Genomic DNA, 21509 nt, shown 5'->3' on the forward strand with positions numbered 1-21509 from the left:
CTACTTGATCAGGTAGATCGTGGCGAAAAGGCCGATCCAGACGACATCGACGAAGTGCCAGTAGTAGGACACGACGATGGCCGCGGTCGCCTGCTCGTGCGTGAAGCGCTTCGCCGCGTAGGTGCGGCCGAGGACGAACAGGAAGGCGATGAGGCCGCCCGTCACGTGCATGCCGTGGAACCCGGTGGTCAGGTAGAACACCGAGCCGTACGGGTCGGAGGAGAGCGAGATCCCGTCCTCCTTCACCAGGCTGGTGTACTCGTAGATCTGACCGCCGATGAAGATCGCGCCCATCACGAAGGTGACGATGAACCAGCCCCGGAGCTTCTTCACGTCCCCGCGCTCGGCGGCGAACACGCCGAGCTGGCAGGTGAGGGAGGAGAGCACCAGGATCGTGGTGTTGGTCGCGGAGAACGGAATGTTGAGATGGCTCGCCATCTCCTTCCAGTGATCCGGACCGGTCACCGATCGCAGGGTGAAGTACATCGCGAAGAGGGCCGCGAAGAACATCAGCTCGGAACTCAGCCAGATGATGGTTCCGACGCTGGTGAGGTTCGGCCGATTGACCGACGGGTGCGCGTGCCCGGTTTCTACTGTCGTTGCTGTCGCCACGACCGACATTATGTCGGTCGCTTATCTCGCGCTCACTCCGGGGGGTGCCGTTCGGGGTGTCCGCACCGTGTGTACTGCCCGGATGGCCCATCGAAGCGGTGTTCCAAGAGGTGTTGACGAGGTGTCCGGGGGAGTAGCATCCGGCCCATCGGTCCTGTCCGTACGACGCTGACGTCTCGGAGGAACAATGCAGCCGACCGCCACGGTGCTGGTCTACAGCGACGATTCCAACACCCGCGAGCAGGTACGGCTGGCCGCGGGCCGGCGGCCGGCTCCCGACGTGCCGTTCGTCGAGTTCGTGGAGTGCGCGACGCCTCAGGCGGTCGTCACCGAGCTGGACAAGGGCGGCGTCGACGTGTGCGTGCTGGACGGCGAGGCCGTGCCGCTGGGAGGCATGGGGCTGTGCCGGCAGATCAAGGACGAGGTGTTCAACTGCCCGCCGGTGCTGCTGCTGATCGGGCGGCCGCAGGACGCGTGGCTGGCCACGTGGAGCCGGGCGGACGCGGCTGTGACGCTGCCGGTGGATCCGGTGGAGTTCGCCTCGGCGCTGGCGTCTCTGCTGCGGCAGCGGAGGCTGCAGAGCGCCTAGGAGAGGGCGGGGCGCGGTGCGGTGCGCGACTGCGGGCCGGTGGGGGCCGTTCGCGCCCACGCGGCGGTAACCGCATGCCGGACACGGCCCCGCGCCCCTGAGTCAGCCGCCCTTGAGGGCGTTTCACAGGGCGGCCGGCTGCACTCTCGCCGCGTCCTGGGGCTTCGGGCCGTCCGGGGTGCCGTTGATGAGGGCGCTGCCGTTGCGCCAGTCCTTCCAGGCGAGGTTCCAGTCACCGAAGCCGTTGCCGAAGTGCTCCATCTCCTCGCCGTTGGAGTTGACGACCTTCACCAGGTCACCCGGGTGGAAGGTGTCGAAGAACCACTCGGCGTTCGAGGTGTTCATGCCGGTGCAGCCGTGGCTGACGTTCGCGTACCCCTGCGAGCCCACCGACCAGGGTGCGGCGTGGACGTACTCGCCCGACCAGGTCACCCGGGTGGCGTAGTAGACCGGAAGGTCGTACGAGTCCGAGGTGCCCTCGGCGATGCCGACCGTGGAGCCGCGCATGCGTACGAAGTACTGCTTCTCCAGTACGACCTTGACGCCGTTGCGGGTCTCGAAGCCCGGCTTGCCGGTGGTGATGGGGATCTGGTTGATCTCCTTGTCGTTCTTGTACACCGTCATCTGGTGGGCGGCGGCGTCCGTGACGGCGAGGAGCTTGTCACCGATGGTGAGCTTCAGGGGCTTGGCCGCGCCGCCCCACAGACGGTCGCTGATCTTGACGCCTTCCAGGTTGCTGTGCACCTGGAGGGTGGCGTGGGCCGGCCAGTAGTCCTTGGGCCGGTAGTGGAGTTCCTTGTCGCTCACCCAGTACCAGGCCCCGTCGACGGCGGGGATGGAGTCGACCCTGAGGGCGCGCTCCACGACGGCGCGCTGGGCCTTGTCCTTGACCGGGTGGTCGAGTTGGGCGGTGACGGGCTGGCCGACGCCGTACTCGCCCGCCTTGGGGCCGAAGGTGACCTTCAGCCGCTGCTGGGTGGTGGGCATGCTGGTGTCGAAGGTGAGGACCTTGCGGCCGGGCGCGCCGTCCTCGTCCTCGGTGCTGACCTGGACCGTGTAGTGGGCGTTGGCGGCCAGCGGGGAGGTGCTGTGCCAGCGACGGCCGTCGGCGTCGAGTTCGCCCGCCACATGGCGACCGGTGGCGTCCTCGGCCGTGACGTCCGTGATCCGGTCCTCGTCGCTCTTGGCGACGACCTCCAGCGGCTTGTCGGGGTCGGCCCGCTTCCCGGCGCCGGTAGGGGTGTTGAAGGAGACCTGGTCCGCGGCGTCGTACGGCTTGCCCGACAGCGGGTTGCCGTCCGATCCGCAGGCGGTGACGCCCGCGCCGAGGGCGGTCACCAGCAGGGTGCAGCTGACGACGGTACGGGCGCACGGAGAGTGACTCATATGATCACGCTATGAGAGGTTTTCCGGACCGGCACGCCAGGTACTCCGGACGGGGGACCGGTACGGCGCCGAAGGCGGGAGCTGCCGCAAAAGCGGGAGCCCGGACCCTCCTGGCAGAGGGTCCGGGCTCCCGGTGCGCTCGGCGCGTGCTTACTGGGTGCGGTTCTCACCGCGGTAGTACTCGAATACCCAGCCGAAGAGGCCGATCATGATGATGGGCGCCGAGAAGTACAGCAGCCACCAGCCGACCGCGACACCGAGGAAGGCCAGCGCGCCGCCGACACCGAGGGCGAGCGGCTGCCAGCTGTGCGGGCTGAAGAAGCCCACCTCGCCGGCCTCGTCCGCGACGTCGGCCTCCTTGTTGTCCTGGGCACCGGCGTCCACCCGCGAGGCCGTGAAGCCCAGGTAGAAGCCGATCATGATGCACAGGCCGAAGGCCATGAAGAGCGCCGTGGTACCGGCCGCTTCCTTCGACCACACGCCATAGACGATCGCCATGGCGAGGACGAAGACGCTCAGCCACACGAACATGCGGCCCTGGATCTTCACTTGCCGGCCTCCTTGCTGCCCGCGACAGCGGCGGCCGCGGCGTGACCGTGCTCCAGCTGCTCCAGCGCGGCGATCTCAGGGTGATGCAGGTCGAACGCCGGGGATTCGCTGCGGATCCGCGGCAGGGTGACGAAGTTGTGCCGCGGCGGCGGGCAGGAGGTCGCCCACTCCAGCGAACGGCCGTAGCCCCACGGGTCGTCGACCTCGACCTTCTTGCCGTACTTGGCCGTCTTCCACACGTTGTAGAGGAACGGCAGGATCGACAGGCCGAGCAGGAAGGAGCTGATCGACGAGATCGTGTTCAGCGTGGTGAAGCCGTCCTGTGCCAGGTAGTCGGCGTACCGGCGTGGCATGCCCTCGGCGCCCAGCCAGTGCTGGACCAGGAAGGTGCCGTGGAAGCCGATGAACAGCGTCCAGAAGGTGATCTTCCCGAGCCGCTCGTCGAGCATCTTGCCCGTCATCTTCGGCCACCAGAAGTGGAAGCCGGAGAACATCGCGAAGACGACCGTACCGAAGACCACGTAGTGGAAGTGAGCCACCACGAAGTACGAGTCGGAGACGTGGAAGTCCATCGGCGGCGAGGCCAGGATGACACCGGTCAGACCACCGAAGGTGAAGGTGATCAGGAAGCCGGTGGCCCAGAGCATCGGGGTCTCGAAGCTCAGTGACCCCTTCCACATCGTGCCGATCCAGTTGAAGAACTTCACGCCGGTCGGTACGGCGATGAGGAACGTCATGAAGGAGAAGAACGGCAGCAGCACACCGCCGGTGACGTACATGTGGTGGGCCCACACCGTCACGGAGAGACCGGCGATCGCGATGGTCGCCGCGATCAGGCCCATGTAGCCGAACATCGGCTTACGGGAGAAGACCGGGATGACCTCGGAGATGATGCCGAAGAACGGCAGGGCGATGATGTACACCTCTGGATGGCCGAAGAACCAGAAGAGGTGTTGCCAGAGCAAGGCTCCGCCGTTTGCCGCGTCGAAGACATGTGCCCCGAATTTCCGATCCGCCTCCAGCGCGAACAGCGCGGCGGCGAGGACGGGGAAGGCGAGCAGGACCAGGACGGCGGTCAGCAGCACGTTCCACACGAAGATCGGCATGCGGAACATGGTCATGCCCGGCGCACGCATGCAGATGATCGTGGTGATGAAGTTGACCGCGCCGAGGATGGTGCCGAAGCCGGAGAAGGCCAGACCCATGATCCACATGTCGGCGCCGATGCCCGGCGAGCGGACCGCGTCCGACAGCGGGGAGTAGGCGAACCAGCCGAAGTCGGCCGCGCCCTGCGGGGTGAGGAAGCCGCCGACCGCGATGGTCGAGCCGAACAGGTAGAGCCAGTAGGCGAACATGTTCAGCCGCGGGAACGCGACGTCCGGCGCGCCGATCTGGAGCGGCATGATCCAGTTCGTGAAGCCGGCGAACAGCGGCGTCGCGAACATCAGCAGCATGATCGTGCCGTGCATCGTGAACGCCTGGTTGAACTGCTCGTTCGACATGATCTGCAGACCGGGGCGAGCGAGCTCGGCGCGCATCAGCAGCGCCATCACACCGCCGATCAGGAAGAACGCGAACGACGTGACCAGATAGAGCGTTCCGATGGTCTTGTGGTCGGTGGTCGTCAGCCACTTCACCACGACATTGCCGGGCTGCTTGCGCCTGACCGGCAGCTCGTCAGCGTACGAGCCTTCAGCCGCGGCACCCTGGGGTTCGTTGAGGATGCTCACAGGTTGTTCGTCTCCCGGTTCTTCTCGTGGCTCGTCTGCGCGATGCCGGCGGGAATGTAACCGGTCTGCCCCTTCTTGACGAGGTCCTTGAGGTGCTGCTGGTAGCGCTCAGGCGAGACGACCTTCACGTTGAACAGCATCCGGGAGTGGTCGACGCCGCAGAGCTCGGCACACTTGCCGAGGAAGGTGCCCTCCTGATTGGGAGTCACCTGGAACGCGTTGGTGTGGCCCGGGATGACGTCCATCTTCATCAGGAACGGCACCACCCAGAAGGAGTGGATGACGTCACGCGAGGTGAGGACGAAGCGGACGGTCTCACCCTTGGGCAGCCAGAGCGTCGGACCGGGGTTGCCGGTCTGCGGGTTCTTGGTGCCCGGCGTACCGACGTCGTAGACGCCACCGGCGTTGGCCGGGAACGCGTCCTTGAACCGGTTCGGAATGGCGTCCAGGTTCGCGTCGGTCTTCGCGTCGCCGGTGACACCGTCGACGGGCGTGATGTAGTTGAAGCCCCAGCTCCACTGGAAGCCGACCACGTTGACCGTGACGTCGGGCTTCTTGTCGGTGAGGCTGAGAAGCTTCGTCTCGTCACGCGCGGTGAAGTAGAACAACACCGAGACGATGATGAGCGGAACCACCGTGTACAGCGCCTCGATCGGCATGTTGTACCGGGTCTGGGCCGGAACCTCGATCTTGGTGCGGCTGCGCCGGTGGAAGATGGCGCTCCAGATGATCAGACCCCACACCAGCACGCCGACGGCGAGCGCGGCGGCCCAGGAACCCTGCCACAGGGAGAGGATCCGCGGAGCCTCTTCCGTGGTCGGGGTGGGCATACCAAGGCGGGGGAAGTCCTTGTATGTGCAACCGGTAGCGGTCGCAAGGACCAGGCCCGCGGTCATTGCCTGCAGCAGCTTCCGCCGCATCGGGCGCCGCGGCGAGCGGTCGGAGCCGTTGGGACTCACGTAGCGCCTTCCCGAGAGTCTCGCCCGCGCTGTTCGGCTGCGGCCTTCTCGCTGGTCGGTCGCCGCCCTGCGTCGGGCAGGGGTTTGGATGTTTATGCGGACCAAACCCTAGCCGACGCGATTCGGGGGTTCGCGGGGAGGGGGGCATACGCGTCGCCTGTCACTCGGTTGGGGTGGGAACGGGCGCCCAATAGCTCGGGTTGTCGCGGTTTGTGTGGCGAGTGCGGGTGCGACGTGGCCTGTCGCGCCCGCGCCGCGGAGCCGCGTATCGGCACAGCCCCGCGCCCCTGGCTTCGCCGCACTCGAGGACGCTTTAACGTTGCCGTGTGTCCTACTTTGACGCCGCGTCCGCCGCTCCCCTCCATCCTGTTGCCCGCCAGGCGTTGTCGGCCTCGCTCGACGACGGGTGGGCGGACCCCTCGCGCCTCTACCGCGAGGGGCGGAAGGCCCGCTTGCTGCTGGACGCCGCCCGGGAGGCGGCCGCCGAGGCGGTTGGGTGCCGGGCGGACGAACTGGTCTTCACCTCGTCCGGAACCCGCTCCGTCCATACGGGTGTCGCGGGGGCGCTGGCCGGTCGCCGTCGCACCGGACGTCACCTGATCGTGTCAGCCGTCGAACACTCCTCGGTGCTCCATTCCGCCGAGGTGTTCGAGGCCGAGGGCGGAGAGGTGACGCAGGTGCCGGTGCGGCGGACCGGCGCGGTGGACGTCGAGTCGTACGCCGCCGCCTTCCGCGCGGACACCGCACTCGCGTGCCTCCAGTCGGCCAACCACGAAGTGGGGACCGTGCAGCCGGTGGCGGCGGTGGCCGAGGTGTGCCGGGCGGCCGGAGTGCCGTTGCTGGTGGACGCGGCGCAGTCGCTGGGATGGGGGCGGGTGGAGGGCGACTGGTCGTTGCTGACGGCGAGTGCGCACAAGTGGGGCGGGCCGAGCGGGGTCGGGCTGCTGGTCGTACGCAAAGGGGTGCGGTTCGCCACCCAAGGGGCTTCGGACGAGCGGGAGTCGGGGCGTTCGCCCGGTTTCGAGAACCTGCCGGCGATCGTCGCGGCGGCCGCGTCACTGCGGGCCGTCCGGGCGGAGGCCGAGCAGGAGGCACTACGGCTGCGGGAGCTGACGGCGCGGATCCGGGCGCGAGTGCCGGAGTTGGTGCCGGACGTGGAGGTGGTGGGGGACGCGGACCGGCGCCTGCCGGGCATCGTCACCTTCTCCTGTCTCTATGTCGACGGAGAGACCCTGCTCCATGAACTCGACCGTGAGGGCTTCTCCGTGTCGTCCGGGTCGTCCTGCACGAGCAGCACGCTGACGCCCAGCCATGTGCTGAGGGCGATGGGGGTGCTGAGCGAGGGGAACGTGCGGGTGTCGCTGCCGGCGGGGGCGACGGAGACGGATGTGGAGCGGTTCCTGGAGGTGTTGCCGGGGGTGGTGGCCGGGGTGCGGGAGAAGTTGGGCGCCCCGCTGCCGACGGCGACCGCGCAGCAGGCGGAGGAAGTGATCGTGGACTCGCTCGGGAAGCGGTGCCCGATCCCGGTCATCGAGTTGGCGAAGGTCATCGGCAGCGTGCCGGTGGGCGGCAGGGTGCGGGTCCTGTCCGACGACGAGGCCGCACGACTCGACATCCCCGCGTGGTGCGAGATGCGGGGCCAGGAGTACGAGGGCGAGGAGAAGGCGGAAAGAGGAACGGCGTACTTGGTCCGCCGGATCAGCTGAGGCGCCCCGTCAGGGGCGCGGGGCTGTGCCGATCCGCGGCTGCCGCCACGTGTGCGCGACCAGCCCCCACGCCCCGCCCCCGCCCCGAGACTCAGACCAGGTGGCCCCGAACCTCTTCCGCGGCCTCGTCCCCGTACGCCTTCGTGAACCGCTCCATGAAGTGCCCACGACGCAGCTGGTACTCCTGCGTGCCCACCGTCTCGATGACGAGGGTCGCGAGCATGCAGCCCACCTGGGCCGCCCGCTCCAGCGAGACCCCCCACGCCAGGCCCGAGAGGAACCCCGCGCGGAACGCGTCGCCGACGCCCGTCGGGTCGGCCTTGCGCTCCTCGTCGGGGCAGCCGACCTCGATGGCCTCCTCGCCGGCCTTCTCGATCCGCACCCCGCGGGCGCCCAGCGTGGTGACGCGGTGGCCGACCTTCCCGAGGATCTCCTCGTCGCTCCAGCCGGTCTTGGTCTCGATCAGCCCCTTCTCGTACTCGTTGGAGAAGAGGTACGTCGCGCCGTCCAGCAGTATCCGGATCTCGTCGCCGTTCATCCGGGCGATCTGCTGGGAGAAGTCGGCGGCGAAGGGGATGGCGCGGGCGCGGCACTCCTCCGTGTGGCGGAGCATGCCCTCGGGGTCGTCCGCGCCGATGAGGACCAGATCGAGGCCGCCCACCCGGTCGGCGACGGTCTTCAGCTCGATCAGGCGGGCCTCGCTCATCGCGCCCGTGTAGAAGGAGCCGATCTGGTTGTGGTCGGCGTCGGTCGTGCACACGAAACGCGCGGTGTGCAGGGTCTCGGAGATGCGGACGGAGTCCGTGTCGACGCCGTGCCGGTCGAGCCAGGCCCGGTACTCGTCGAAGTCGAAGCCCGCCGCGCCCACCAGGACCGGCCGGGTGCCGAGCTGTCCCATGCCGAACGCGATGTTCGCGCCGACGCCGCCCCGGCGTACGTCCAGGTTGTCGACCAGGAAGGACAGCGAGACCGTGTGCAACTGGTCCGCGACGAACTGGTCGGCGAAGCGGCCGGGGAAGGTCATGAGGTGGTCGGTGGCGATGGAGCCGGTGACTGCGATGCGCACGGCTGGGACTCTCCTGAGGGAAAAGAAGGGGCGCGCGGTAGCGCTCGTTGGAAGGGCGGTGGCGGGAGACGGGCGGGCGTGATTGCCAGTTAACGCTACCGGGTCGACAGGCGCGCCCTGAAGGTGCCAAAACTACCCGATAGTAGATCTTTCTTCGCGGCGTCCGACGTGCATACCGTTCGGGCATGACGAACCTCAAGGTCCACGCCCCCGCTCCGGCCGACCTCGACGGCGACCTGGCGTCGCTGCGCGGTGACTGCGCGCGGATGGCCCCGCACTGGGCGGTTCCCGATCACAGCGACGCCCGGCCGGTGCCGCCGTCACTCATCCACGGGGTGACCGTGCCGAAGAAGTCCGCCAGGCTGCTGGACGCGATGTCCGACTACGGCGACTGAGCCGCCCGGCGCGTTTCCAGGGAACCGCGCGCTCCCCTCCCGCGTCCCATCGCCGTCCCCCGTGAAGGGGAGGCGGGATACGACACGCGGCAAGGAGCGATGCGGTGAAGAGCGAGCGACCCGAGAACGACGACGACGCGGCCGCCGGCACCACTGGGGAACCCCCCGAGGCCCGGCAGACCACGGAGTCGCCGAAAGCGGCGGAGCCCGACGGCCGCCCCAGCGGGGAGCCCGCCGAAAGCCCCGCACGCCCGGCACAGGACAGGACCCCTGCGGAGCCGGAAACGGCCCCGGCCCCGGAAGGAACCCCGGAGCCGGCAGCACCCCCTGCCGCGGAGACGGCCCCCGAGCCCGCGGCGAGCCCCGCGCCGACCGCGGCCCGCGCCGAGGCCGAGGCTCCCGAGCCGGATGCGGCCCCGGAGCCGGCAGCGTCCCCCGCCGCGGAGAAGGACTCCGAGCCCGCAGGAAGCCCCCATCCGGCCGTGGCCCCCTCCGCGGACGGGGATCCCGCCCGGGACGAGAGCCCGAGGCCGGAAACTGCCCGGAATCCGCAAGAGACCCCGGCCCCGGCGTCGCCGGGAACCCCCGCCCCGGCCCCGGCCCCGGAGTCGCCGGAGTCCTCCGGCCCGGACAGGGCCCCGCAGGCGCAGGAGACCCCCACCACGGGCACGGCCCAGTCGCAGGAAATCCCCGACTCAGAGGCGGCCCCCGAGTCCGAGGTGGCCTCGCTCTCCGGTGTCGGTGCGGTCTTCGGGGGCGAGGCCGGTCGCCCGGCCCGGCGGCGGTCCCCCGCTGTCATCGCCTCCGTGGCGGCCGCCGTGCTGCTGATCGGTGGCGGTGGGGCCTTTCTCGCCGCGAGCGGCGGCTCCGGCGGCGGTACCGGGACCGGGACCGGGACCGGGACCGGTGCCTCCGGTGGTTCCACTCCCCCGCCGCTCGCCCTGGACGGTTACTCCTCCGGGGGCAACGGGATAGCCGCGGGTGAGCCCAACCCCTACGGCGTGACCTACAAGGCAGGCGGAACGCTCCCCGACGGGCCCGGCTCGGCCGCCGTGTACCAGCCGACCGGTGAGGTCTCCAGGGACCGGGTGGCCGCGCTGGCGAAGGCGCTCGGGGTCGACGGGACGCCGGTCGCCGAGGGCGGGGTGTGGAAGGTCGGCACCGACAACGACGGCTCCGGCGGGAGTCTCCAGGTGAACAGGGCCGCCCCGGGCATCTGGACGTACAGTCGCTACGCGCCCGGCACCGACAACTGCAAGAGCGGCCTCGTATGCGCCCAGGACCCGGCGGCGCCGGCCGGGGACCCGGTGAGCGTCTCGGTCGCGGAGAAGGCGGCGGCGCCGGTTCTGAAGGCGCTCGGCCAGGACGACGCCAAGCTCGACACGAGCCAGGTCATGGGCGCCCAGCGGGCGGTGAACGCCGATCCCGTGGTGGGCGGGCTGCCGACGTACGGCTGGACGACCGGGCTGACCGTCAGCAAGCAGGGCGAGGTCGTCGGCGGCAACGGCATGCTGGCGACGCCGGCCAAGGGCGACACGTACCCGGTGCTGAGCGCCGGGAAGACGCTGGGCCTGCTGAACGCGGCGCCCCGCTCCGACCACCGGATGGGCATCGGCGGCTGCGCCAGTTCCGTACCGCTGAAGGACCGGCTGGAGCAGCCGTGCTCCGCCTCGACGTCGTCCGTTTCCCCGGCCGCCTCGGCCCTGATCGACAACGCGGTGTTCGGGCTGGCCGCGCAGTCCGTCGGCGGCCGGCAGGCGCTGGTGCCGTCCTGGCTGTTCGAGGTGCGCGGCGCGGCGGACTCGTACACCGTCACCTATCCGGCGGTGGACCCGAAGTACCTGGCCTCCGCGGCCTCGCCGACGCCGAGTTCCTCGCCGGGGACCCCGAGGGACGTGAAGGTGGACGGCTACACGGCCGACGGCAGCGAGCTGACCGTGGCCTTCACCGGCGGGGTGTGCGCCGACTACAAGGCCTCCGCGGACGAGGGCTCGGAGCAGGTGGTGGTCAAGGTGACCGAGACGCCCTGGCCGGACAAGATCTGCATCCTGATCGCCAAGCAGTACCACCAGACGGTGCATCTCGACGCGCCGCTGGACGGCCGGAAGGTGGTCGGCACGGACGGCACGGCGGTTCCGAAGGAGAAGGCGATCACCCTCGACCCGCAGGTGGGCTGAGGACACACGAAGGCGGCGGCCCCTCCGTGAGGGACCGCCGCCTTCGCTCTGCTGTGCCGGCCGGCTCAGCTGAAGGAGTCGCCGCAGGCGCAGGAGCCGGTCGCGTTCGGGTTGTCGATCGTGAAGCCCTGCTTCTCGATGGTGTCGACGAAGTCGATCGACGCGCCGCCGAGGTAGGGAGCGCTCATGCGGTCGGTGACCACCTTGACACCGCCGAAGTCCTTGACCACGTCTCCGTCGAGGGAACGCTCGTCGAAGAACAGCTGGTAGCGCAGGCCGGAGCAGCCACCGGGCTGGACGGCGACACGCAGGGCGAGGTCGTCGCGGCCTTCCTGGTCGAGCAGGGCCTTGACCTTGGCCGCGGCGGCGTCACTGAGGATGATGCCGTCGGTGGCGGTGCTGGTCTCGTCCGATACGGACATCTACATCTCTCCCGGGTTGTACGGAGACTGCTTGCCGACGAGTGCAACCGGCGGGTCCGCTGTTTCATTCCGGGCCGGCGTTCGCGTTCTGGCGTTTTCGCGTTCTCGCGCCTTCGTCTACGTATCCATGCTCGCACACGCCCGAAGTCACGCACAGCGGCCTGCCGACCACCCCGCCACCACTCCAAGGTCACCCCGGCGCAAGCCTCCCGTACGGCTCCGGGATTCACGTCACATCGACACAATGGCCGTCGTCAAAGTGACATGAAGCGGTTATGATAGATAACGTCAGAACGACGAAAAGTAGAAAGGGTGCGTGCCGTGACCACCGCCCAGACCACGGAGCTCGACGTACAGCCGTCTCCGCTCGCCCTGCTGCTGCTCGGCCGTGAGGCCGACCCGAAGAGCGAGCGGGGCGTCGAGTGTCCCGGTGACCTGCCCTCGCCGTCCGACCCGGACCTGGTCGCGCGCGCCCGCGCCGCCAAGGAGAGGCTCGGCGACAAGGTCTTCGTACTCGGCCACCACTACCAGCGCGACGAGGTCATCCAGTTCGCCGATGTCACGGGCGACTCCTTCAAGCTGGCCCGGGACGCGGCCGCCCGCCCGGAGGCCGAGTACATCGTCTTCTGCGGTGTGCACTTCATGGCCGAGTCCGCCGACATCCTGACCTCGGACGACCAGAAGGTGGTCCTTCCCGACCTGGCTGCCGGCTGCTCGATGGCCGACATGGCGACGGCCGAGCAGGTCGCCGAGTGCTGGGACGTGCTGACGGAGGCGGGGATAGCCGAGCAGGTCGTCCCCGTCTCGTACATGAACTCGTCCGCGGACATCAAGGCGTTCACGGGCAAGCACGGCGGCACCATCTGCACCTCGTCCAACGCCCAGCGGGCCCTGGAGTGGGCGTTCGAACAGGGGGAGAAGGTCCTTTTCCTCCCCGACCAGCACCTCGGACGCAATACCGCCGTCCGCGACCTGGGGATGAGCCTGGAGGACTGCGTCCTCTACAACCCCCACAAGCCGAACGGCGGCCTCACCCCGGAGCAGCTGCGCGACGCCAAGATGATCCTGTGGCGCGGTCACTGCTCGGTCCACGGCCGCTTCTCGCTGGACTCGGTGAACGACGTCCGCGAGCGCATCCCCGGCGTGAACGTCCTCGTCCACCCCGAGTGCAAGCACGAGGTCGTGTCGGCGGCGGACTACGTCGGTTCGACCGAGTACATCATCAAGGCCCTGGAGGCCGCCCCGGCCGGCTCCAAGTGGGCGATCGGCACCGAGCTGAACCTGGTCCGGCGCCTGGCGAACCGTTTCGCTCCCGAGGGCAAGGAGATCGTCTTCCTCGACAAGACGGTCTGTTTCTGCTCGACCATGAACCGCATCGACCTCCCCCACCTGGTCTGGACCCTGGAGTCGCTGGCCGAGGGCAACCTGGTCAACCGGATCGAGGTCGACAAGGAGACCGAGGCGTTCGCCAAGCTGGCGCTGGAGCGGATGCTGGCGCTGCCGTAGCCGCATGACAGTTCGAGCCGACAGCATGCGGAACCGGCAACACGCCGACGGCCGGTTCCCGGGGCACCGGGAACCGGCCGTCGTTCACAGGACCGTCCTGCGGTCATAGGACTGTCCGGACGGGCGTGGGACCGTCACACGGCCGCGGGCTCCGGTTCCGCGGCGGGCCGCGCCGGTTCCGTGGGGCCCTGCCCCTTCTTCGCCGCGCGCTTGCGCGCCCGGCGCTCCTTGCGGAGTTCGAGCATCGCGTACAGCGTCGGCACCAGCAGCAGGGTGAGCAGCGTGGAGGTGATCAGACCGCCGATCACGACCACCGCCAGCGGCTGGGCGATGAAGCCGCCCTCGCCGGTGACGCCGAGCGCCATCGGCAGGAGGGCGAAGATGGTCGCCAGGGCGGTCATCAGGATCGGGCGGAGCCGGTGCCGGCCGCCCTCGATCACCGCTTCGACCACGCCGTGACCCTGGCGCCGGTACTGGTTGATGAGGTCGATCAGCACGATCGCGTTGGTCACCACGATGCCGATCAGCATCAGCATGCCGATCATCGCGGGGACGCCCATCGGGGTGCCGGTGACGATCAGCAGGCCGATCGCGCCGGTCGCCGCGAACGGGATGGAGACCAGCAGGATCAGCGGCTGGACCAGCGACCGGAAGGTCCCGACCAGCACCATGAAGACGATCGCGATCGCCGCGAGCATCGCAAGGCCCAGGTTCCTGAACGCGCTGTCCTGGTCCGAGGTGACACCGCCGATCGAGGCCGTCGCGCCCGCCGGGAGCTTCAACGCCTTGATCTTGGACTGGAGTTGGCTGCTGACCGCGCCGGTGTTGTCACCGGTCGGCTTCGCGGAGACGGTCGCGGCGCGCCGGCCGTCGATCCGGGTCATCGACACCGGACCGTCCACCAGCTTCACGGTGGCGATGTCGCCCAGCTTCACCGGGCCCAGCTTGAGGGCGCGCAGCTGTGCGAGGGTCTCGGCCGGCTTCGCCGACTTCACGACGACGTCCCGCTCGGTGTCGTCGAGGACCGCCTTCGCGGCCGTGGTGCCCTTGACCGCCTGGGTGACGGCGGCGCCCAGCGTCTGGTCGTCGAACCCGGCCGCCGCCGCCTTGGAGTTGGCCTTCACCGAGATGCGCGGCACGCTCTGCGAGAGGTCGCTGGTGACGTCGGTGACGTCGTCCAGCTGGGCGACGGCGGCCCGGACCTGCTCGGAGGCCGTGCGCAGCACGTTCCCGTCGGCCGCCTTCACGACGACGCTGAGGTCCTGGCTGCCGAAGCCGTCACCGGCCGACACGGTGGTCGTACCGATGCCGGACAGTTTGCGCAGGCCGTCCTCGATGGCGTTCTGCACCCGGTCGTACGACTTCGAGTCGTCCAGCATGACCGAGTACGACGCCTGGTTGGTGTCCGTGCCGCCGCCGAAGGCCGCCATGAATCCGGACGAGCCGACCGTGACCTGGTAGTCCTTCACACCGTCGACGGAGGCGAGTAGCTTCTCGACCTTCTTCGCCTGCGCGTCGGTCACCGCCAGGCTGGTGCCCGGCTTCAGCTCCTGCTTGACGGTGAGGACCTCCTGGTCGCCCTGGTCGAAGAAGTTGGTCTTCAGCAGCCCGGACATGCCGAACGTGAGGACCAGGACCACGATCGCGATCAGCACGCTGGTGAGGCGGCGCCGGGTCGCGAAGCGCAGGACGGGGACGTAGGCGCGCTGGAGCCGGCTGTCGGCCTCCTTCGCCTCGGCCTCGCGGCGGGCCTTTGCGGCGTCCTCGGGGGTGCCCTTCGGGGCGCGCAGGAACCAGTACGACAGCACCGGTACGACCGTCAGCGAGACCAGCAGGGAGGCCAGCAGCGCGGCCGTCACGGTGATGCTGAACGAGCCGAACAGGGCGCCCACCATGCCGCCGACCAGGCCGATCGGCAGGAAGACGGCGACCGTGGTGAGGGTGGAGGAGGTGACCGCGCCGGCCACCTCGCGGACCGCGCCGAGGATGGCGGCCTGGCGCTCCTCGCCGTAGCCGAGGTGGCGCTTGATGTTCTCCAGGACCACGATCGAGTCGTCGACGACCCGGCCGATGGCGATGGTGAGCGCGCCGAGGGTGAGCATGTTGAGGGAGAGGCCGCGGGTCCACAGGACGATGAGCGCGAGGACCACCGACAGCGGGATGGAGACCGCCGTCACCAGCGTCGAGCGGATCGAGGCCAGGAAGACCAGGATGACCAGGACCGCGAAGACCAGGCCGAGGGCGCCCTCGGTGGTCAGGCCCTTGATGGACTTGGAGACCGCCGGGCCCTGGTCGCTGACGACCGTGAGGGTGGCGCCGGAGCCGAGGTCCTGACGCAGCTTCGGCAGCTTGTCCTTGACCGCGTTCGAGATGGAGACCGCGCTGCCGTCGTGGTCCATGGTGACGTTCACGGCGAGGCTGGGGCGGCCGTCGGTGCGGGTGATCGAGTCCGCCGGGGCCTCCTGCTCCCTGACCGAGGCCACGTCACCGAGCCGCACGGGCTTCTCGACGCCCTGTCCGGTGACCATCAGGTTCTTGATCTGCCCCAGCGAGGTGAGTCCGCCGCCGACCTGCACGGTGCGGTTGGCGCCGTCCTCGTCGAAGGAGCCCGCCGGCACGGTCGCGCCGGCCGCCTGGAGCGTCTGGGCGACCACGGCCGGGGTGAGACCCGCCTGGGCCAGCTTCGCCTGGCTCGGGGTGACGGTGACCTGGAGGTCCCGCACGCCGGTGACCTGGACGCGGCCGACGCCGTCGATGTCCTTCAGGTCCGGGACGACCGTCTTGTCGAGCTGGTCGGCGAGGGCCTGCTGGTCCTGGCCTGAGGAGACGGCGAGGACCACGGTCGGCATGTCGTCCGTGGAGCCGGAGATGACCTGCGGGTCGACGCCGTCCGGGAGCTGGGCGCGGTTGACGGCCAGCTGGACGTCGGCCACCAGCTGCTTGGTGTCGCTGCCATAGTCGAAGGACGCCATGATCACGGCGTTGCCCTCGCTCGCGGTGGAGGTGACGCCGGTGATCCCGTCGACGCCTTCGAGGTTGTTCTCGACCGGCTCGATGACCTGCTTCTCGACGACGTCGGGGGCCGCTCCCTGGTAGGGGGCGATGACCGACACCATGGGCAGGGAGATGGTGGGCAGCAGCTGCTGCTTGATCTGGGGGATGGCGATCGCCCCGAAGGCGAGCGCGATCAATGACATGAGGCCTATCAGGGCCCGCTGCGCGAGGCTGAATCGGGACAGCCAGGACATGGGTCAGGGTCTCTTTTCGATGAGCTGCTGTGAGCGGAGCCGCTGGTGAGCGGGGCTGCTGTGAGCGGCGAATGAGCGGCGGAGGTACGGCACAGGGGGCACCTGTGAGCGCCCACGCCACCACCCTGACCCATGCGCCACCCCGCTCACGTAAGTCCTGGGTGCCGTTCCTTTATCCGGCTCCTACTCCCGCCGCAGTACGCCCGGGTGGAGGTCACTCCATCCTCGGACGGACCAGCCCCGACTCGTACGCGATCACCACGAGCTGTGCCCGGTCCCGGGCGCCCAGCTTGGCCATGGCCCGGTTGACGTGCGTCTTCACGGTCAGTGGGCTGACCTCCAGGCGCTCGGCGATCTCGTCGTTGGAGTGTCCGCCGGCGACCTGGACCAGAACCTCGCGCTCGCGTGAGGTGAGCGCGTCGAGCCGCTCGGCGCGGGCCGGGTCGAGGCCGTCGCCCCCGGCGTCGCCCTGGGCGAGGAAGCGGGCGATCAGCCCCTTGGTGGCGGTCGGGGAGAGCAGCGCCTCGCCGCCGGCGGCGACCCGGATGGCGCTCAGGAGCTCCTCGGGTTCGCTGCCCTTGCCGAGAAAGCCGGAGGCGCCGGCGCGCAGCGCCTGCACGACGTAGTCGTCGACCTCGAAGGTGGTCAGTATGACCACCCGGACCCGGTCCAGGGACGGGTCCTGGCTGATCAGCCGGGTGGCGGCCAGTCCGTCCGTGCCCGGCATCCGGATGTCCATCAGGACGACGTCGGCCCGGGTCTCCCCGGCCAGCCGCACCGCCTCGGCGCCGTCGGAGGCCTCGCCGACCACCTCCATGTCGGGCTCGGAGTCGACGAGTATGCGGAACGCGCTGCGCAGCAGGGCCTGGTCGTCGGCGAGCAGGACACGGATCGTCATGCGGAATCCCCCAGGGCGGCCGCTCGGTGGTTCGTACGGTCGTCGGTGTCGGTCTTGACCGGCAGGATCGCATGGACCCGGAAGCCGCCGCCGTAGCGGGGGCCGGTGGTGAGGGTGCCGCGCAGGGCGGTGACGCGCTCGCGCATGCCGAGCAGGCCGTGGCCGCCGCCGGCCTCGGGGGCGGTGTCCTCGCCGGAGCCGTTGTCGAGGACGGTGACCTCGATGTGCGGTCCGACGCGTACGACGCTGACCTCGGCCTTGGCCTCGCGTCCGGCGTGCTTCCGCACGTTGGTCAGGGCTTCCTGGATGATCCGGTAGGCGGCGAGGTCCACGGCGGCGGGCAGGGTGGTGCCCTGGTCGGCGCGGGCCACCTCGACCTGGAGGCCGGCGTTGCGGAAGGTGTCGGCGAGCTCTTCGAGGCGGTGCAGGCCGGGGGCGGGTTCGGTGGGGGCCTCGGGGTCGCCGGACTGCCGGAGCAGGCCGACGGTGGCGCGCAGTTCGTTGAGCGCGGAGCGGCTGGCCTCGCGGACGTGGGCGAGGGCCTCCTTGGCCTGGTCGGGCCGCTTGTCCATGACGTGTGCGGCCACGCCCGCCTGCACGTTGACCAGGGCGATGTGGTGGGCGACGACGTCGTGCAGGTCACGTGCGATGCGCAGGCGCTCCTCGGCGACCCGGCGGCGGGCCTCCTCCTCGCGGGTCCGCTCGGCGCGTTCGGCGCGCTCCCGGATGGCCTGGACGACGGCCCGCCGGCTGCGCACCGCGTCCCCGGCGGTGGCGCCGATGCCGGTCCAGGCGAAGATCGCGAGGTTCTCCTGGGCGTACCACGGGAGGGGGCCCGCGGCCATCGCGGCGGTGGTCAGCACGGTCATGGTGAGCAGGCCGGCCCGCAGGGTGGTACGGCGGTCGGTGGTGGCGGCGACGGTGAAGAGGGCGACGACGGCCGCCATCGCGACGGGGGCGCGGGGGTCGCCGGTGACGCACTCGACGACGGAGGCCGCGCCGGTGACGGCCAGGACGGTCTTCGGGGCGTGCCGGCGGAAGACCAGGGCGGCGGCGGCGAGCGTCATCAGGACCAGGCTGAGGGGGTCCGGGGCGCGGATTCCCCAGGCGACGCCGTGCGCGCCGTGCGGGACGGCGAAAGAGCTGACGACCATGCACACGAGGGCGCCCGCGGCGATGACCGCGTCCACGGCGAGTGGATGGGCGCCGACTCTGCAGCGGGCTCTCTCGAAGGGGCTCACGGTCTGAACAGTACGGCTGGTTCGTGCGGGCCGGAACCGTCGGTTCGGGCCGCCGCACGGCACCGCCCCCGGGGGCTGCGCCCCCAGACCCCGCCTAGGCCGGCACGGCCTCGTCCTCGAACGCCGGACGGGCTGGATGGTGGAGGGTCAGCCCGGGATCAGGCCGTCGTCCCTCAGCAGTGCCCGGACCTCCTCCAGGGTGGCGTCCGGGGAGGGGAGGATCAGGTCCGAGGGTTCCAGGGCGTCGTCCGGGAGGGGGGTGCCGAGTTCTCGGACCTTGTCCAGGAGGGCGGCCAGGGTGCGGCGGAAGGCCGCCTCGTCGCCGGACTCCGTCTCCGTCAGGAGGTCGTCGTCCAGCTTGTTCAGTTCGGTGAGGTGGCTGTCGGCCAGCCTCACCTGGCCCTCCCCCATGATCCTTACGACCATGTCGGCCATGTCGCCCTCCAGGCGTCGGCTACTGCTTGTCGAAGCGCGGGGTGTCCTGCGGCTGCTGCGACTGCTGGCCCTGGCCGGTGCCGCCCTCGATCGCCTGCTGGGGTGAACCGCCGGCGAGCTCGGCCTTCATGCGCTGCAGCTCCAGCTCTACATCCGTACCACCCGAGAGGCGGTCCAGCTCGGCGGCGATGTCGTCCTTGGCCATGCCGGTCGGGTCGTCGAGGGCACCGGAGGCGAGCAGTTCGTCGATGGCGCCGGCGCGGGCCTGGAGCTGCTGCGTCTTGTCCTCGGCGCGCTGGATGGCGAGGCCGACGTCGCCCATCTCCTCGGAGATGCCGGAGAAGGCCTCGCCGATACGGGTCTGGGCCTGGGCGGCGGTGTAGGTGGCCTTGATGGTCTCCTTCTTCGTACGGAAGGCGTCCACCTTGGCCTGGAGGCGCTGGGCCGCGAGGGTGAGCTTCTCCTCCTCGCCCTGGAGGGTGGCGTGCTGGGTCTCCAGGTCGGTCACCTGCTGCTGGAGGGCGGCGCGGCGGGACAGCGCCTCGCGGGCGAGGTCCTCGCGGCCGAGCGCGAGCGCCTTGCGGCCCTGATCCTCCAGCTTGGTGGACTGCTGCTGGAGCTGGTTCAGCTGGAGTTCGAGCCGCTTGCGGGAGGTGGCGACGTCGGCCACCCCGCGACGCACCTTCTGGAGCAGCTCAAGCTGCTTCTGGTACGAGTAGTCGAGGGTCTCGCGCGGGTCCTCGGCCCTGTCCAGGGCCTTGTTCGCCTTCGCGCGGAAGATCATCCCCATACGCTTCATGACACCGCTCATGGGCTTCGCGCGCCCCCTTCTGACGGACTCCAGCTCACAGATCCTGCGACAGAACCCACAGTACGGGCCCTGCCTCCATTACCGCACTGTTCGGGGACCGATGCGCTCATCCCCAAGGACGACTGCGGACAGTTCCACTCCGGCACAGGTAGTAGGTGCTCCCCCGAGCGAACCGTCTGCAACGTCCCCTCTGTCCCTTCTGGAGACGACTGACGTTGCGGGATCGTTCCCCGCCGGACTACGGCCCACACCCGCCCGTCGCCCACCGCCACCCTTATTTTGAGGGGCCTGCGGCCCCGCACCTCCTGATTACCCCGTACCCTTGGGCTTTGTGTTCCGTAGCCGTGCCAAGGAAGAGAAGGGCCCCGCCGACAAGGCGGCGGTGACCGACTCCAAGCAGACCCGTCACCCGCAGGCGCCCAAGGGCAGGCCCACGCCCAAGCGCAGTGAGGCCCAGACCCAGCGCCGCAGCGTGGCCAGCACGCCGACCAACCGCAAGGACGCCGCCAAGCGTCAGCGGGACGACCGGCGTGCCGCCATGGAGCGGCAGCGCCAGGCGCTGGCCACCGGCGACGAGCGGTACCTGCCGGCCCGTGACAAGGGCCCGGTCCGCAAGTTCGCCCGCGACTGGGTCGACTCGCGTTTCAACGTGGCGGAGTTCTTCCTGCCGCTGGCCGTGATCATCCTCGTGATGAGCGTGGTCAACAACGCGGCGATCAAGAACATCGCGCTGCTGCTGTGGCTGGTCGTGATCGTGCTGATCGTCCTCGACGCGGCGGTGAGCGGCCTGCGGCTGCGCAAGCGGCTGGGCGAGCGCTTCCCGGACCAGAACAAGAAGGGCGCCGTCGCCTACGGTCTGATGCGCTCCCTCCAGATGCGCCGGCTCCGGTTGCCCAAGCCGCAGGTCAAGCGCGGAGAGCGGCCCTGAGCACAGAGCCTTTCTCCGGGGGTGCGGCGGAGGCCTGGCTGACCGGGCTGGGTGGTCTGCGTGATGTCGTACGACAGGAGCTGGTGGCCCGGCAGCTCGACGAGCAGATAGCCGGGCGGTTCCCGGTCGGGCAGCGGCTGCGGGTGCTCGACGTGGGGATGGGCCAGGGCACGCAGGCGCTGCGGCTGGCCCGGGCCGGGCACCAGGTGACCGGCATCGAGCGGGAGCCGACGATGATCGCGGCCGCGCGGGAGGCCCTGGCCGGTGAGCCGGAGGGCATCCGCGAGCGGGTGCGGATCGTCGAGGGGGACGGCCGGGACACGGGCGTCCACTTCCTGCCGGGCAGCTTCGACGTGGTGCTCTGCCACGGGGTGCTGATGTACGTCGAGGAGCCGGACGCGCTGCTGGCCGGGCTGGCCCGGATGCTGGCCCCGGGCGGACTGCTGTCGCTGCTGGTGCGCAACGCCGACGCGCTGGCCATGCGGCCGGGGCTGAGCGGGGACTGGGCGGGGGCGATGGGTGCCTTCGACACCTGCTCCTACCGCAACCGGCTGGGCCTGGAGGTACGGGCCGACCGGCTGACCACCCTCACCGCCGCACTCGCCGGCATCGGTGCGCCACTGCACTCCTGGTACGGCGTACGGGTGTTCACGGACACGGCCGCGGACGGTGCCGAACCGCCCGCCGGCCTGGAGACGCTGCTGGCGGCGGAGGAGCGGGCCGGGCGGACGGATCCGTACCGGGCGGTCGCGGCGCTGCTGCATCTGTGCGGGGTCCGCGGCTGAACCGCCGCGTGCTGCTCGTTCGGGTCAGCAGTACGAGCCGGACCGGCGCCCCGCCACGAGACTCGG

The 21509-nt window shown here is 70.0% G+C and carries 19 protein-coding genes; 7 read left to right on the forward strand and 12 right to left on the reverse strand.

Going from position 1 to position 21509, the window contains the following annotated elements:
• Positions 1–621: a heme-copper oxidase subunit III gene (locus AB0N16_RS10970; RefSeq protein ID WP_351695412.1), complete on the reverse strand. Its 621-nt coding sequence runs from the start codon at positions 619–621 to the stop codon at positions 1–3.
• A 178-nt stretch (positions 622–799) separates the two neighbouring features.
• On the opposite strand from AB0N16_RS10970, the gene AB0N16_RS10975 reads away from it, so the two are divergent.
• On the forward strand, positions 800–1201 hold the full coding sequence (locus AB0N16_RS10975) for a hypothetical protein (RefSeq protein ID WP_365795298.1): 402 nt from the start codon (positions 800–802) through the stop codon (positions 1199–1201).
• Between the two features lie 123 nt (positions 1202–1324).
• On the opposite strand, the gene AB0N16_RS10980 is transcribed toward AB0N16_RS10975, so the two are convergent.
• The 4 genes from AB0N16_RS10980 to coxB form a co-directional block, all read right to left on the reverse strand.
• A complete protein-coding gene (locus AB0N16_RS10980) occupies positions 1325–2587 on the reverse strand; it encodes an Ig-like domain-containing protein (RefSeq protein WP_365795300.1) in 1263 nt (420 codons plus the stop codon).
• Between the two features lie 150 nt (positions 2588–2737).
• On the reverse strand, positions 2738–3136 hold the full coding sequence (locus AB0N16_RS10985) for a cytochrome c oxidase subunit 4 (protein ID WP_046727399.1): 399 nt from the start codon (positions 3134–3136) through the stop codon (positions 2738–2740).
• Positions 3133–4866 carry a cytochrome c oxidase subunit I gene (ctaD, locus tag AB0N16_RS10990; RefSeq protein ID WP_365795302.1) on the reverse strand — a complete coding sequence of 578 codons (1734 nt, stop codon included), beginning with the start codon at positions 4864–4866 and terminating at the stop codon, positions 3133–3135. Before ctaD ends, AB0N16_RS10985 begins: the two co-directional genes overlap by 4 nt.
• Complete coding sequence (coxB, locus tag AB0N16_RS10995) at positions 4863–5825, reverse strand: cytochrome c oxidase subunit II (protein ID WP_365795304.1); 963 nt, start codon at positions 5823–5825, stop codon at positions 4863–4865. The genes ctaD and coxB overlap by 4 nt, the downstream gene beginning before the upstream one ends.
• Positions 5826–6151: 326 nt before the next feature.
• Here coxB and AB0N16_RS11000 point away from each other — a divergent pair, with 326 nt between their 5' ends.
• On the forward strand, positions 6152–7531 hold the full coding sequence (locus AB0N16_RS11000) for an aminotransferase class V-fold PLP-dependent enzyme (protein ID WP_365795306.1): 1380 nt from the start codon (positions 6152–6154) through the stop codon (positions 7529–7531).
• Between the two features lie 91 nt (positions 7532–7622).
• On the opposite strand, the gene AB0N16_RS11005 is transcribed toward AB0N16_RS11000, so the two are convergent.
• Positions 7623–8597: a carbohydrate kinase family protein gene (locus AB0N16_RS11005; RefSeq protein WP_365795308.1), complete on the reverse strand. Its 975-nt coding sequence runs from the start codon at positions 8595–8597 to the stop codon at positions 7623–7625.
• A gap of 185 nt (positions 8598–8782) precedes the next feature.
• Between AB0N16_RS11005 and AB0N16_RS11010 the strand changes: the two genes are divergently transcribed.
• Together AB0N16_RS11010 and AB0N16_RS11015 are read left to right on the forward strand one after the other, a co-directional pair.
• Entirely contained in the window at positions 8783–8992 is a 210-nt protein-coding gene (locus AB0N16_RS11010; RefSeq protein WP_093503947.1) for a hypothetical protein, read from the forward strand.
• Between the two features lie 719 nt (positions 8993–9711).
• Positions 9712–11169, forward strand: a complete 1458-nt coding sequence (locus AB0N16_RS11015) for a hypothetical protein (protein ID WP_365796169.1) — start codon at positions 9712–9714, stop codon at positions 11167–11169.
• A gap of 65 nt (positions 11170–11234) precedes the next feature.
• Here AB0N16_RS11015 and AB0N16_RS11020 read toward each other — a convergent pair whose 3' ends face one another.
• Complete coding sequence (locus tag AB0N16_RS11020) at positions 11235–11591, reverse strand: iron-sulfur cluster assembly accessory protein (protein ID WP_030951236.1); 357 nt, start codon at positions 11589–11591, stop codon at positions 11235–11237.
• Positions 11592–11912: 321 nt separating this feature from the next.
• Here AB0N16_RS11020 and nadA point away from each other — a divergent pair, with 321 nt between their 5' ends.
• Positions 11913–13097 (forward strand): quinolinate synthase NadA, encoded by a 1185-nt coding sequence (gene nadA / locus AB0N16_RS11025; RefSeq protein ID WP_365795311.1) that lies wholly within the window; start codon positions 11913–11915, stop codon positions 13095–13097.
• A 134-nt stretch (positions 13098–13231) separates the two neighbouring features.
• On the opposite strand, the gene AB0N16_RS11030 is transcribed toward nadA, so the two are convergent.
• The 5 genes from AB0N16_RS11030 to AB0N16_RS11050 form a co-directional block, all read right to left on the reverse strand.
• Entirely contained in the window at positions 13232–16345 is a 3114-nt protein-coding gene (locus AB0N16_RS11030; protein WP_365795313.1) for an efflux RND transporter permease subunit, read from the reverse strand.
• A 214-nt stretch (positions 16346–16559) separates the two neighbouring features.
• Positions 16560–17243 (reverse strand): response regulator transcription factor, encoded by a 684-nt coding sequence (locus AB0N16_RS11035; protein ID WP_365795315.1) that lies wholly within the window; start codon positions 17241–17243, stop codon positions 16560–16562.
• Positions 17240–18484, reverse strand: a complete 1245-nt coding sequence (locus AB0N16_RS11040; protein WP_365795317.1) for a sensor histidine kinase — start codon at positions 18482–18484, stop codon at positions 17240–17242. Before AB0N16_RS11040 ends, AB0N16_RS11035 begins: the two co-directional genes overlap by 4 nt.
• Positions 18485–18631: 147 nt before the next feature.
• Positions 18632–18910: a hypothetical protein gene (locus tag AB0N16_RS11045; RefSeq protein ID WP_365796171.1), complete on the reverse strand. Its 279-nt coding sequence runs from the start codon at positions 18908–18910 to the stop codon at positions 18632–18634.
• Between the two features lie 28 nt (positions 18911–18938).
• Positions 18939–19730, reverse strand: a complete 792-nt coding sequence (locus AB0N16_RS11050; RefSeq protein WP_351712800.1) for a PspA/IM30 family protein — start codon at positions 19728–19730, stop codon at positions 18939–18941.
• A gap of 331 nt (positions 19731–20061) precedes the next feature.
• On the opposite strand from AB0N16_RS11050, the gene AB0N16_RS11055 reads away from it, so the two are divergent.
• Both AB0N16_RS11055 and AB0N16_RS11060 read left to right on the forward strand, forming a co-directional pair.
• Positions 20062–20658, forward strand: coding sequence for a DUF3043 domain-containing protein (locus tag AB0N16_RS11055; protein WP_365795319.1), 597 nt, complete (start codon positions 20062–20064; stop codon positions 20656–20658).
• An 83-nt stretch (positions 20659–20741) separates the two neighbouring features.
• Positions 20742–21443 carry a methyltransferase domain-containing protein gene (locus tag AB0N16_RS11060; RefSeq protein ID WP_365795321.1) on the forward strand — a complete coding sequence of 234 codons (702 nt, stop codon included), beginning with the start codon at positions 20742–20744 and terminating at the stop codon, positions 21441–21443.
• Positions 21444–21509 lie beyond the last annotated feature (66 nt).

The sequence above is a fragment of the Streptomyces sp. NPDC051105 genome (assembly GCF_040682795.1).
GTDB lineage: Bacteria > Actinomycetota > Actinomycetes > Streptomycetales > Streptomycetaceae > Streptomyces.